Source organism: Hoskinsella mucinilytica, assembly GCF_045223415.1.
Lineage (GTDB): Bacteria > Bacillota_I > Bacilli_A > Erysipelotrichales > Erysipelotrichaceae > Hoskinsella > Hoskinsella mucinilytica.
Genome location: NZ_JBEQZJ010000004.1, coordinates 24,055 through 37,524, shown reverse-complemented (window position 1 = coordinate 37,524; position 13,470 = coordinate 24,055). Strand labels below are relative to the sequence as shown.

Annotated in this window: 17 protein-coding genes and 1 other annotated feature; all 17 genes read right to left on the bottom strand. The window is 36.9% G+C overall.

Going from position 1 to position 13,470, the window contains the following annotated elements; translation table 11 throughout:
• Positions 1-68 precede the first annotated feature (68 nt).
• Positions 69-806, bottom strand: coding sequence for an amino acid ABC transporter ATP-binding protein (locus UGRO018_RS02075; RefSeq protein ID WP_416324869.1), 738 nt, complete (start codon positions 804-806; stop codon positions 69-71).
• Positions 799-2,319 carry an ABC transporter substrate-binding protein/permease gene (locus UGRO018_RS02070; RefSeq protein ID WP_416324788.1) on the bottom strand — a complete coding sequence of 507 codons (1,521 nt, stop codon included), beginning with the start codon at positions 2,317-2,319 and terminating at the stop codon, positions 799-801. Before UGRO018_RS02070 ends, UGRO018_RS02075 begins: the two co-directional genes overlap by 8 nt.
• A 44-nt stretch (positions 2,320-2,363) precedes the next feature.
• Positions 2,364-2,580 (bottom strand) — a binding site (T-box leader).
• A gap of 182 nt (positions 2,581-2,762) precedes the next feature.
• Entirely contained in the window at positions 2,763-2,942 is a 180-nt protein-coding gene (rpsU, locus tag UGRO018_RS02065) for a 30S ribosomal protein S21 (protein ID WP_416324787.1), read from the bottom strand.
• Positions 2,943-3,076: 134 nt separating this feature from the next.
• Positions 3,077-4,537, bottom strand: coding sequence for a UDP-N-acetylmuramoyl-L-alanyl-D-glutamate--2,6-diaminopimelate ligase (locus tag UGRO018_RS02060; RefSeq protein WP_416324786.1), 1,461 nt, complete (start codon positions 4,535-4,537; stop codon positions 3,077-3,079).
• Positions 4,538-4,549: 12 nt separating this feature from the next.
• Positions 4,550-5,839 carry a tRNA (N(6)-L-threonylcarbamoyladenosine(37)-C(2))-methylthiotransferase MtaB gene (gene mtaB, locus UGRO018_RS02055; protein ID WP_416324785.1) on the bottom strand — a complete coding sequence of 430 codons (1,290 nt, stop codon included), beginning with the start codon at positions 5,837-5,839 and terminating at the stop codon, positions 4,550-4,552.
• A 54-nt stretch (positions 5,840-5,893) separates the two neighbouring features.
• Entirely contained in the window at positions 5,894-6,673 is a 780-nt protein-coding gene (locus UGRO018_RS02050; protein ID WP_416324784.1) for an RNA polymerase subunit sigma, read from the bottom strand.
• A 1-nt stretch (position 6,674) separates the two neighbouring features.
• Positions 6,675-7,412: a 16S rRNA (uracil(1498)-N(3))-methyltransferase gene (locus tag UGRO018_RS02045; RefSeq protein WP_416324783.1), complete on the bottom strand. Its 738-nt coding sequence runs from the start codon at positions 7,410-7,412 to the stop codon at positions 6,675-6,677.
• Between the two features lie 68 nt (positions 7,413-7,480).
• Positions 7,481-8,218 (bottom strand): pseudouridine synthase, encoded by a 738-nt coding sequence (locus UGRO018_RS02040; protein ID WP_416324782.1) that lies wholly within the window; start codon positions 8,216-8,218, stop codon positions 7,481-7,483.
• 55 nt (positions 8,219-8,273) lie between these two features.
• Complete coding sequence (locus UGRO018_RS02035; RefSeq protein WP_416324781.1) at positions 8,274-8,786, bottom strand: spore maturation protein; 513 nt, start codon at positions 8,784-8,786, stop codon at positions 8,274-8,276.
• Positions 8,779-9,351, bottom strand: a complete 573-nt coding sequence (locus tag UGRO018_RS02030; protein WP_416324780.1) for a spore maturation protein A — start codon at positions 9,349-9,351, stop codon at positions 8,779-8,781. The genes UGRO018_RS02035 and UGRO018_RS02030 overlap by 8 nt, the downstream gene beginning before the upstream one ends.
• Positions 9,348-10,325 carry a D-alanyl-D-alanine carboxypeptidase family protein gene (locus tag UGRO018_RS02025; protein ID WP_416324779.1) on the bottom strand — a complete coding sequence of 326 codons (978 nt, stop codon included), beginning with the start codon at positions 10,323-10,325 and terminating at the stop codon, positions 9,348-9,350. The genes UGRO018_RS02030 and UGRO018_RS02025 overlap by 4 nt, the downstream gene beginning before the upstream one ends.
• Before the next feature lie 61 nt (positions 10,326-10,386).
• Complete coding sequence (locus UGRO018_RS02020) at positions 10,387-10,953, bottom strand: GNAT family N-acetyltransferase (RefSeq protein ID WP_416324778.1); 567 nt, start codon at positions 10,951-10,953, stop codon at positions 10,387-10,389.
• A 156-nt stretch (positions 10,954-11,109) separates the two neighbouring features.
• On the bottom strand, positions 11,110-11,307 hold the full coding sequence (locus UGRO018_RS02015) for a hypothetical protein (protein ID WP_416324777.1): 198 nt from the start codon (positions 11,305-11,307) through the stop codon (positions 11,110-11,112).
• 253 nt (positions 11,308-11,560) lie between these two features.
• The gene (gene scpB / locus UGRO018_RS02010) at positions 11,561-12,121 is read right to left on the bottom strand and encodes an SMC-Scp complex subunit ScpB (protein WP_416324776.1); all 561 of its coding nucleotides are present in this window, start codon (positions 12,119-12,121) and stop codon (positions 11,561-11,563) included.
• Positions 12,108-12,848 carry a segregation and condensation protein A gene (locus UGRO018_RS02005; RefSeq protein WP_416324775.1) on the bottom strand — a complete coding sequence of 247 codons (741 nt, stop codon included), beginning with the start codon at positions 12,846-12,848 and terminating at the stop codon, positions 12,108-12,110. Before UGRO018_RS02005 ends, scpB begins: the two co-directional genes overlap by 14 nt.
• Positions 12,849-12,961: 113 nt before the next feature.
• On the bottom strand, positions 12,962-13,132 hold the full coding sequence (locus tag UGRO018_RS02000) for a hypothetical protein (RefSeq protein WP_416324774.1): 171 nt from the start codon (positions 13,130-13,132) through the stop codon (positions 12,962-12,964).
• A gap of 57 nt (positions 13,133-13,189) precedes the next feature.
• On the bottom strand, positions 13,190-13,465 hold the full coding sequence (locus tag UGRO018_RS01995) for an AAA family ATPase (RefSeq protein ID WP_416324773.1): 276 nt from the start codon (positions 13,463-13,465) through the stop codon (positions 13,190-13,192).
• Between the last annotated feature and the right edge of the window lie 5 nt (positions 13,466-13,470).

Sequence of the window (13,470 nt, the reverse complement as noted above, 5' to 3'; positions counted from 1 at the left end):
ATTTTTTTGTTAAATCAATGAAACGAAAAAAAATCAAAGCATGGCTTGAACCTATGCTTTGATTTTTTTTATAATACCTTACTTAAAAACTCGATGGTTCTTTCGTTTTTTGGATGATTGAAGATTTGATCCGGGGTTCCTTGTTCTTGGATATATCCACCATCCATAAACAAGACACGATCACTGATCTGTTTCGCAAATGCCATTTCATGTGTGACAATGACAATGGTCATACCTTGATCCGCAAGACTTTTGATAACATCTAATACATCCTTCACCATTTCAGGATCTAAGGCACTGGTTGGTTCATCAAATAAAATTACATCCGGTTTCATCGCAAGTGCACGTACGATAGCCAAACGTTGCTTCTGACCACCAGAAAGCTTTCTTGGGTATTCGTCTTTCTTATCCAAGAGTCCTACCTTAGAAAGAAGCTCACAACCCAATTGATTTGCTTCCTCTTTTGGCATCTTTAATTCCAATATAGGTGTAATGGTAATGTTTTCTAACACGCTTAAATGAGGAAATACGTTGAAATGCTGGAATACCATACCGATCTTTTGACGATGCTTATCGATATCAACTGATTTATCCGCAATATTCACACCTTCAAAGATGACCTTACCATCCGTTGGTTCCTCTAATAAATTCAAACAGCGAAGAAAGGTACTTTTTCCTGAACCACTTGGTCCGATGATACTGACTACTTCCCCTTCGTGGATTTCTTCTGTGATACCTTTTAATACTTCTAGATCTCCAAAATGTTTTTTCAGACCCTCAACTCGGATCAATGCCTGCTTAGTCACTGACACCCATCCTCCTTTCCATATAATTTACTAATTTACTTAAACTGAATGTAACCACAAAATAGATGATGGCTGTAATGGTCAAGGTTTCCAATGTAAAATACGTTGCTGTTTTAATGACATTATTGGCAGTCATCAATTCCCCGATATAGAAAGTAGAAGCCAACGAAGTTTCTTTGACCATCATGATAAATTCATTGCCAAGAGATGGAAGAATGGTTTTAAATGCTTGTGGGAATATAATCTTTGTCATCATATGCTGATTGCTCATACCCAAGCTCTTTGCGGCTTCCCATTGTCCCTTATCTACAGCCATGATACCACCACGAATGATTTCCGCAACATACGCACTACTGTTAACGATCAAAGCCACGATCACACTTACGATCATTTCTGCTTTGAACAATGCGAAGATCGTAACAAATAACCATAACTGAAGCAAAAGCGGTGTTCCTCGAATGATTTCAACATAGGCAGCAGATAGGAATTTCACAAACTTATTCTTAGAAAGTTTTACCAGTGCCAAGACAAGTCCCAATAAAGTTCCACCCAATACCGTAATCAAAGCCAAGCCTAATGTTGCCCCTAATCCTTGTAAAAACTTTGGCCAATAGATTTGCGCAATCTGAAGCACTCGTTCTACATAATTCCCTTCGATTTTTGTCTTACCATAGTTCAAAGCTTCCTGATACCATTCTTCATATAAATGCTGGTCCTTGATTTCTTTGACGATATCATTGACACGATATAATAATGCAGTTTCACCCTTAGGTATCCCAATACGATTACCTGTATAATTTGCATTTAAGGTGAACAATAGTTCTTCGCCAATATAAAGTCCATCTTTTTGTTCTACAAAATCTTTACCGGTACCATAAGCAGTTGCGACTGCATCTACAGTTCCATTGTTCAATAATTCGATTGCATCATTTAGTTGTGTTATATATTGAATTTTCGCATCCGGTAATTGGTCTTTTACATAAAAGTCTTGTAGACTACCGGATTGTACTGCAATCTTTTTCCCCTTTAAGGTATCCAATGAAGTATAAACATCTTTTTTATCCTTCTTGATCAAAATGCCTTGCCAACCGGATTCACCTTCTTCATCAAAATAGGAATCCGTCATTTCCATGGAAGATTCTCGTGCAGGTGTCTTTGTGATTCCGGTAATCGCCATATCGATTTGTTGAGTTGTAACACTGGCAAGTACAGCATCAAAGTCCATTGCCTTGATGGTCAGCTTCACCCCAAGTTTGTCTGCAATATATTTTGCCATCTCAATATCACAGCCAACATATTGATCTTGTCCCTCCTTGGTCGTATCAATAAATTCCATAGGTGGGAAATCCGGTGATGTCCCTACGATCAATTCCCCTCGATCTAGGATTTGTTGAAGCAAATCCCCTTCACCTTGTTGTGTTGTGGTTTCCTCTTGTGCATGTATCCATGGCATGTTTGCCGTAAACATCATACAAACACCAAGTACAGCTAAGAGCTTTTTCAATTTTTTCATCGTGTTCTGTCCTTTCTCCTTATAAAAACAAAACGTCACCTCACACTAGAGGCGACGTATCGCGGTACCACTCTGTTTCATTTCTAATTCATATGAATTAGAAATCTCAAGCCTTGTAACGTAAGACGACCGATTCCTCCTATTTCATTCAAAGGAACACTCCCAGATGCGTTTCTAAAGACTTCTTACCGCTGACCTTCCACTCTGTATCAGCTCGCTGATGGCGAAGTTCTTTATACTTCTTCTGATCCACATTTTTTTATAAGCGTTTTTATCTTACTGTATCTTTTTTTATTTGTCAACCCATGATGCATAAATTCCTGCGTTCTAACCGAAGTTATACCAAATGATCTAGAAGAATGATATTTTTATGCATGATATGGTCGATAATATCATATCGTAGTAACAAGTGCTGGAAAAAAAAAGAAGAAGTTTCCTTCCTCTTATTTACTACGACGTGCTTTACGTGCAGCTTCTGATTTCAATTTACGGCGTACGCCTGGTTTTACATAAAACTCTCTTTTGCGAGCTTCAGCAAGGGTTCCATTTCTTGACACTTGACGTTTGAATCTTCGTAAAGCATCATCAAGAACTTCGTTTTCTTTTAATACTACTTTCGGCATGATTTACCCTCCCTTCTGATGCAAGCAACACTATTATACTGAAAACATTGGAAAAATGCAACTAAAATCCGATATTTGATAAGATTTTTCAATGTTTTTTCACCTAAAAGCGTTACTTTTTCTATCCCTTTCGACTATTTCCCGTCTTCTTCGATTCCTAAACAGTATTTACGAATACAATGGCGGGCTACGTGATTGTCTCCCATCCAAGGCTCTCGACCAAATTCACGATACATAAATACTTCATCTCCCTTTCCAAGGATCAGTACCGTATCGCCTACATTGGCGCTCTCGATAGCCTGACGAATAGCCGCATAGCGATCTTCAATAAAGATGTTGTTGGTATCCTTGATACCGCTTTTTATTTCATTGGCGATATCTCTAGGATCTTCATCACGAGGGTCATCCTCGGTCAAAATAATACTTTCGCAATATTTATCCGCAATCTCTCCGAATACCTTACGTTTTTTTGTGTCCCGCTTTCCGGCAGAACCAAATACGGAGATGATCGCATGTCCTTCTTCGGTAATACTATCTGCATATTCAAACACCTTCTCTAAGCCATCCGGTGTATGTGCGAAGTCAACGATGACATTGAACAATTGACCTTCATCGATTCGCTCCATACGTCCATCAACCTGTGTTAGGGTGTCAAGATACGGTATGATAGCTTCTATGGAAATGCCACTTTCTGCCATTGCCGCAATCGCCGCAAGTAAATTTGAAATGTTATACATCGCAACCAAATTAGTTTTGATTTCGTATTGTTTTCCATCATGGAACAAAGTGAACACGGAACCATCTGTACCGATTTGAATATCATCTCCTCGATAATCTGCGTCATGTTGAATACCATAAGATACGATACGTGCCTTGCATGTTTCCTTTAAACGATCAAAATAAGGATCATCTACATTTAAAACAGCAACACCTTCCGGTTTCAAATTGGTAAACAGTTTCTTTTTCGCTTCAAAATAATTTTCGATCGTTCCATGAAAATCCAAATGATCATAAGTAAGATTAGAGAAAATAGCTACATCAAAATCCACGCTTTGAACTCTTCCAAGCTCTAATCCATGAGAACTGACTTCTAAGGCAACAGCCTTCATGCCCGCATCCGACATTTCTTTTAACGTCTTATGAATAAGGATAGCATCTGGTGTGGTCAGACTTGGTGGCAATACCACATCTCCATAACTGATGGAAATCGTTCCGATATACCCACATGGTTCAAAATGACTGTATACATCTTTGATGATACTGGTAATGGTACTTTTTCCATTCGTTCCAGTTACACCAAATACTTTCATATGTTTGCTGGGATAGCCATAAAACTTACTTGCAAGTACATTTAAGGTATGATTCACATTTTCTACCTTGATATAAGCGACTCCCTTTCTAGGGTTCTCTATTGGTTTAGAATGTACGATGCATATAGCACCCTTATCGATGACTTCATCTATGAATTCATGACCATCATGCACCATGCCTTCCATACAGAAATACATATCATCTTTTTTTACTTTTCTAGAATCTATACATAAGCCCTTGATTTCGATATCAGGGGCGTGATCAAACATCTGCGATAATTTCATATCGATGCCTCCTTAATTAGCATAAAGCCTATCATTCTCAAAAGATGTAATCGTTACGGTTTTCATCGTATGAAGCTCTTGAATATCTGCTTTAACATACACAGGAAGATATTCACTGGTATGTCCAAATAAATAGCCATCTTCTAATTTTTCCAACAAGACTTCAACCTGTTTGTTCACAAAGCCTTTCTTATAGGATGCATACAGCTGATTACTGATATCACCAAGCATTGCTGCTCTATGCTTTTTCACTTTATTATCCAAATGACCACTCATCGATGCCGCTACAGTATGATCTCGTTTACTAAACGGAAATACATGCAGAAAAGAAAAATTGATTTCTTTTATATTGTTCATCGTATCTTCAAATTCCTCTTCACTTTCTTGTGGGAATCCAGTGATCACATCTGTGGAAATACTGATATCCGGCATCAAAGAACGAATATAGTCAACTCTTTCTTTAAACCATGCAACATCATAAGGCCGATTCATCTTCTTCAATACCGTAGTATTTGCACTTTGAATCGGAATATGTAAGTGTCTTGCGATTTTCTTTTCCTCTTTCATGAACAATAAAAGTTCATCATTGATCTCATTCATTTCAATAGAGGATATACGAATTCTTTGTAGTCCTTCTACCTCATGGACCATTCGTTTCATCAAATGAAGCAATGTTGTATTTAGATCACGACCATAGCGTCCGGTATGAATTCCACTTAACACAATTTCCAAATGTCCGTTTTTCACCAAATCAGAAGCAACTTTTATTGCCTCATCTTCTTTCAAGGAACGCTCTGCCCCTCTTGCATATGGAATGATACAATAGCTACAAAACTGATTACAGCCATCCTGTATCTTCAAAAATGCTCTGGTTTGATGTTCGAATTTTTGAATCGGTAATGCTTCAAATACCTTCAAAGCTCTTACATCATGTAAAACCACTTGTTTTTCATGACGATGATCTTTTGCATATTCGATGCGATCCGCTAAAGTAGCTTTCTCATCGCTTCCGATCAAGATATCGATATGCTCTAGATCTTTCATGCTTTCACCAGCTGTTTGCACATAGCAACCAACAACCGCAATGATGGCTTCCGGATTCAAAGCATGTGCTTGATTTATTTTTTGTCTGCTTTTCGCCCCTGCCGTATTCGTAACAGCACAGGTATTGATAATATAAATATCTGCTTTATCTTTGAAAGATACCTGTTGGTATCCTTTTTCTAACAATGCGCTTTCATAGCCTTGGGACTCATAAGTATTCACCTTACATCCCAATGTAGCAATTGCAAATGTTGTCATGCACTCACTCCTTAGTGAAAATTATACTCTAAAACACACTTCTTGAAAAGCTTTCTATGTATTATTTTTATTTGTTTTGTGCTGTTTTTCCATCAGCTTCTTAATTTTTTTCTTCATTTTATCCTGCACAAGGCTTCCATTCATAAGCTCTGTAGCGATATCCTCATCTCTTCCCAACAAGAAGAGCATAGCAATCATATTACGTTGTTTTCCATCTATTTCCTGTAGTTTATCATCAAGGGACAGTTGTTCACGGTAGCTTCCATGTTCAAAATAATAGAATCGTTTAACATCCGGTTGAAAAAGCACATAGCTATCTCCCATTTGCGCAACCACCTCACAACTGGAAAAACCATGAACATAAGGAAGTGCTCCATAAAGATCATATTTGATTTCTTTTTCAAATTCTCGTATAAACACATGGTATTGCTTTAAATCTAACAATACGATTTCGGTATGATACAAATGATTAAAACGCTCATCAAAACAAGGCATATAGATTTCCTCGTTCTCATATACAAAATGACTCAATTCTGCTTTTTTTCGATCGATATCTACATTCATTTGTTTCTTACGTTCCAAATAAGTCAGATCATACCAATAATCATGCATTTTTACATAGGTATCAAAAAACACTTCTTCTAATTGCTGTTTATTTTTTATCGATGCTACTAATATTTCATATCTTAAACAGGATAGATCATCACTTTCTTTACATGAAATCTTATTCTTATTCAAAAAGCTTTTCATCTCCTGAAGTTTCTTTTTATATTCCTTATGATCTTCTAACTTTTTATCATAAGTTTTATTTAACAATGCCAACAATGTTTTCATATCATACTTCCCCCTCATAGAAGAAGGTAAGATTTGCCAAAGTGGAAAGTGCTGCTGTTTCAGCTCTTAAGATCCTAGCGCCTAAAGAAACACGTTGAAAGCCATGAAGTTTCAGATAAGATACTTCCTCAATAGAAAAACCACCTTCACTACCGATCACGACCATAACCGATGTAATAGAAGGATGCTGTTTTAAGATATCTTTTAAATATTCACTTGTTTGATCTGCATCTTCATAGGCTATCAATTTCAGATCTGCTTGCACATGAATCAAGTCTTGATAAGCCATGACATCACTTAGTTCTACCAAAGTACTTCGTTTACATTGTTCACAGGCCTCTAATAATATTTTTTCATATCGTTGTTTTTTCTTCTCTGCCTTCTCATCCTTCGACTTCACGATCGTTCTACTGGAAATAAAAGGTACGATACGATCTACACCAAGCTCTGCGCTTTTCTGTAGTAAAAAATCCCATTTTTCTTTTTTGATCAATCCTTGTGCCAAGGTAAGATGAATCTTGCTTTTGGTATGATCTTCGATGCTCTCATCGATACAAGCAATCACTTTTTTTCCTTCTATACGAATATGAGAAAAAAACATTTGTTCAGAAGCATCCGCTATGCGTATCACATCATCATTTCTCATACGTAAAACATGCGTGATATGATGGGATTGTTCTTCATTTAATATAATTTCATCATGTATATGCGCCATGGTATCAATAAAATACTGTTGCATATCATTACACCTCAATTCTTTCTAACATCAAAAAAAATATGACAGAAGAAAAACCAGGGCATCCCCTGTTATTTATTTTTCATCTGTCCTTTTTCCGCAAGGGAACGTAACTGTTTTACCTCAAATGGTTTTAATATACGATACTCTCCTTGGCGAAGATCGCTGCAATGAAGAAAGGCAATCTGTTTTCTATGCAGACGACGAACCTCGTAGCCCAAAGCTTCCATCATACGTTTGATTTGACGATTTCTACCTTCTGTGATCGTAAGATCAAAACTACATTGATTTTTCTCTTTATCTTTCTCTGTTAGCTTTAATTTTGCCGGTAACGTCTTGATTCCATCATCTAACACGATACCGTCTTTGATTTTCTTCATATCTTCTACACTGAGTATTCCGTTGATGGTTAGGTTATAAATCTTAGGAATACGGTATCTTGGATGGATGATCGCATTCGCAAAATCACCATCATTGGTCAACAACAAAACACCACTGGTGTCATAGTCCAAACGACCAACCGTAAACACACGTTCTTTCCCAGCAATCAAGTCCACTACGCATGCTCTGCCAAATTCATCATTTGCCGTACACATCGTTTTCTTAGGCTTATTCATTAGGTAATAAACCTTATTTTCTTTCTCGATTGGATTACCATCCACTTCGATGTAATCTCCTTTTTTTACTTTATATCCCATTTCAGATACGATTTCTCCATTGACACTCACACGTCCTTGGGCAATCATCTCTTCTGCTTTTCTTCTTGAAGCAACGCCCGCTTGCGCAATTACTTTTTGTAAACGTTCCATACTTACACCTCTTTTATGTCCATTGTACACGAAATGAGGGGATTTGTAAAAGAATTTAAGCGAAAAACAGCATGCTTAATAAAATTGCCATGGTGATACCAGCGACATCCGCAATCAAACCGATGGACAATGAATTCTTGATTTTTTTGATTCCGACACTGGAAAAGTATAAAGTAATAACATAGATGGTAGTATCCGTAGAACCTTGGATGATACTTGCCATATTTCCAGCCAAGGAATCGACTCCACATGTTTGAAAGATATCGGCAAGTACCGCAAGGGAAGCATTTCCGGAAATCGGTCGAAAAAATACCATTGGCCAAATAGCGGATGGTATGCCCTTGACCACACCAGCAATGGTATCGCAGATCACATCCATCAAACCACTTTCCCTTAATAACGTAATCGCAAACATCATCGCAAGTAATGCAGGATATACATCCACGAATAAGGATAAACCATCCTTTGCGCCACTTACAAAAGAGGCATATGCCTTTACATGGCGAAGCAAAGCGATGATCAAGATCGCTAGCACGATAAAAGGCATGATATAAGCAGTCTTAGCCACGATAATTCCACCACCTGTCTACCATGATACCGATCATAGATGCAAATAACGTAGAACAGATTGCATATGGAAGAAAGCCCATCACATCGATTGAATGAAAGCTGGATCGCATCGCTACTAGTGTCGTAGAAAACAAGGTAACACCGGCGGTATTCAATACAAGAAAGGTAACCATAGAACGTGTAGCTGTATCCTTTTGATCATTATGTTTTTGCATACCTTCCATCGCTTTTAAACCAACCGGCGTTGCAGCAGAACCAAGTCCGATCATATTGACGACCACATTGGTCGCTACATATCCCAATGTTTCATCATCATGTTTTAGATCCGGAAACAACCATTTCAAAAGAGGATGCATCAATCTTTCCAAAAAACGTGTGATTCCGGCATCTTTTGCGACATACAATAGGCCATTCCAAAAGACACAGACACAAATAAGAGGCAAAACAAAATCAAAAGTATCCTTGCCTACATCCACAAAGACATCATTGACCATGCCAACATTGCCTGTATAAAGCGCATATAAGATACTGACGATGATCATAATCAGCCAAAGTACATTCATTGAACTTCCCCCTTTGCTTTCTTCATGGGATACGTATACACACTACTTACTTTATTTTTGATGATTTCTACGATAAAGTTGTTTTTTTCTACATGACTTTTTACCTGCAAGCTATCCTTACCATCCTTTTTCAAAGATACCTTGATAGGCTCCTCTACGGTAATCATTTTTTTACCTATACGATAGCTTCCTTCTTTTAATAATTCCTTAGTTTGATAATTGGCAAAAACCGCTTTATGCTTTTCTTCATGAAATGCAAAATCATCACTGCTTTTCAATGTTACGACAATGCTATTTACGCCATCATGACTCGCACTGGTCACAAGTGTCCTTCCCGCTTTTTTGGTAAACCCAGTTTTTCCTCCATTGGTAAAAGGAAATTCAAACAACAAACGATTCTTATTCTTCCAACGATAATTCCATTCGCTTGTATAATATTGTGTGCCTGTAATTTTACGAAAAGTTTCATTTTTCATCGCATAATTCATTAATAAGGCCATATCATATGCTGTTGAAATATTACCTCCATCTTCTTCATCTAATCCACTGGGATTATGAAAGGTCGTATTCAACATTCCGATTTGTTTTGCTTTATCATTCATACACTTAACAAAGTCATTGATATTTCCGCTGACATGCATTGCTATTTCAACTGCCGCATCATTCCCACTTCGTAGCATTAATCCATACAACAAAGATTCCAATGTTACCGATTGATCAACTTTCAGATAAATACTACTGCCATCTGCCTGATTGATTTCCTCTCCTACCTTCCATGTATCCTTTAGGTCTTTGGATTCGATTGCTACGATTGCCGTCATGATTTTTGAAATACTGGCAACGCTTTGTGGTTCATTCATATTCTTCTCTTCAATGACACTTTGATCATCACCACTCATCACACAATAACTTTCTGCATGTAACACACTCATTTGAAGCAATAAACAAAGCATCACACATATCCATTTTTTCATACCATCACCATTAGCAAGTATATGTCGAAGCAAAGAAAAAGATGAACCATTGTCATCTTTTCTATCCTTGTATGATCTTGTTGATGGCATCTTCTTTCAGTTCACAAAACGGAATCCAAATAGAAGGAACATCATCATGTGATAATAGATGTTTTTCATAAACCCCAACATCCAACCATTTTCCATGCTTATAACCTGCTTGATGATACACGCCACATAGAATAAATCCTAACTTCTTTTGGAGACCTTCGCTTTTTTCATTAGGAAGCGTTATCAAACTATAGGCATTTCTTACTTGTTGTAATTTTAACAGATCTAATAATGTCATCAACAATTTTGTTCCATACCCACAAGATGTGGCATCATGTCGAAAATATATAGATAATTCTACATCCCAATCATATGCTTTTCGCTCAAACATGCGATGGGCATAAGCATATCCTAGAATGACACCTTGATCTTCTATTACCAAGAAAGGATATTGTCGATAGATGGCTTGTATTCTGTTTTTAAATGCTTCAACAAAAGGCACATCATATTCAAATGTAATTTCGGTATGTAAGATATACTCCTCATATATCTTAAGCAAAGCTTCACTATCTTCTAATTGCACGGTTCTAATCTTCATCCTATCCCTCCAATCCCCTTTATTTTATCCTATATACGAAAAAAGAGAAACCTTTTTTATCAGTTTCCCTTTCTCTTATATCGCTGAGTTTTGATATCTATTTGACTTTCTTACCTCTTGTATGTTCTGCATACAGATAAGTTTCTCAATTCCATCCTACCCAGCTACTATAGATACTTTTTTTATCAGTTCAAGTACTGCCTCACAGCCTTCACCATTTCCTAATGCTTCTTCCTCATGGCTTTCGCTTGCTTTCCTTGTTTTCCTGATATTCATCTTCATGACTACATGATTCCCAGCGTCCTTAGCTCTGGTATGTTCTGCATACTTCCAAGTGTAACTGGTTTTTGCCATATCCGATGTTCTCTATAGTCTTTTCACAGTGGCCATTACTGTCCTGATGTCGGATAAGATAGACTTTTTATGATTTGCTTCTTACCTCTTATCAGTTTCATGAACCATCTGTTAATAAGCTTGTTCTTGGTACCCTTGGTACACCTATACTATAATCCTACAACCATCATTCGTAAAGTCATTTGGAATAATATGCAAGATAATGGAAAAGTTGGTAGAATTTCTTTTGAAATGCTTAAACTATCCCTTTTTTCTATGATTCTTCATCAAATAATTCATTATCTTCTTCATCACGAAAGGTTGGTAGATCTGGCAATTCCTTTAGACTTTCCAGTTTAAATACATCCATGAACTCTGATGTTACCTCATATAAAAACGGTCTGCCCGGTGCATCACTACGTCCGCATTCCTTGATCAAGCTTCTTGCTAACAGCTTACGTATCATCATATCACAGCCAACACCACGAATCTCTTCGATTTCTGCTCGTGTAATCGGTTGTTTATAAGCAATGATTGCAAGCGTCTCCAGTGCTGCTTGCGATAGCGTTGAAATTTTAGTAGAACTGAACAAACGCTCTGCATAAGGATGAACCACTTCTTTTGATACAAATTTATAAATTCCGCCAAATCGCACCAATTCAAAACCACGTTCATCGTTCAAATAGTCCTGCATCATCTCATCTAAAAGTACACTGAGCTCAACTTTTGTCATTTCATCTTCCATACAACTTAAGATTTGTGTTTCATTCAACCCTTCATCTCCGGCAATGAACAGTAAGCCCTCTAATATCATTTTTTTATTATGCTGTAGCATACATCGTATCTCCTTTGATGATCCAAATCATTTCATTTTCATCTATCGTAAAACTCATTTCTTTATGTTGAATCAAATCCAGAATGGACAAAAATGTCACAATGACCATATGTAAACTATCACAATCACTACAAAGTTCTTCAAAGCTCATCTTCCCATTCCAGTTTCTTAATCGTTTTTTTATTTGTAACACTCGCTCATCCAATGACAATTCTTTCACCGTCATCTTTGTTTCATAAGGATGTGCCAGTACTTGACGTCTGATTACCTTTTGCATTGCCTTGATCAAATCATAAGGGTTACCATGCAACTCCCCCTCATTGGTTGTATGAATCCATTTATTCGCTTCTTCACTTAATGGCTTTGAAAACAATAATTGACGTTCCTCATACTTTTTCTCAAAATCAGCGGTAATTTCTTTAAAGCGCTGATATTCCAATAAACGCTGTGCTAACTTTTGTTTATCTTCTTCATAGCTTTCTTCCACTTCTACCTTTTCTCTTGGTAAAAGCTTTTTACTTTTATATTCCAATAGACCGGCAAGTTCACTTAGATATTCACTTGCGACCTCTAGATGCATGGATTCCATAGCATTCAAATAGGTCAAATATTGTTCAGTTAAAACATCCATATCTAAATCAAATAAATCCAGTTTATTGTCTTTTACCAGATGCAACATCAGATCCAATGGACCTTCAAACTGATCAATGGTTACTGTAAATGCCATGTCATCACCTCACAAATATAGATTATAACAAAAAAAAGAGAAAAATTGTAGGTTTAGTTGATTTCCTCTTTGTTTTTAGTTATATTTTTCTTCCAAACATGAAACATGAAATGTTATTCTTCTATCATCTTTTCTATCTCTATAACGACTTCCTCAACTTCTTTTCCATCTATGAAAAGCTTTGTCGTAGACATGCTTTTGTATTTTTTCTGACGTGCCAAACTTTTTTCGATACAATCCTTTGAACGAATGCCGGATTTGATATCCTTTGTTAAATGTTCCATTAGGGTAGCATCTTGTAGACAGAGTGTTATTTTATGGCAACGATACTCAAGATCCTTTCATCGTTCTAAAATGGAGTTGATGATATCATCTTCATCCATGACCCAACAAAAAATCACATGCTCGTATTCCTTCTGTTTAAAAAAATTACGAAGCATATGCGTAATGTTATCAAGAACCATGTTCTTAGTTTCATCATTTACCACAAAAGGATCTGCCATCCAACACCAATCTCCATCTAACCAAACACTATGCGTCAATCTTTGATTTAATGCCTTACAAACCGTTGACTTCCCTGCTCCCATGGTTCCATTGATCATAATAAGTTGTTTCATATGCG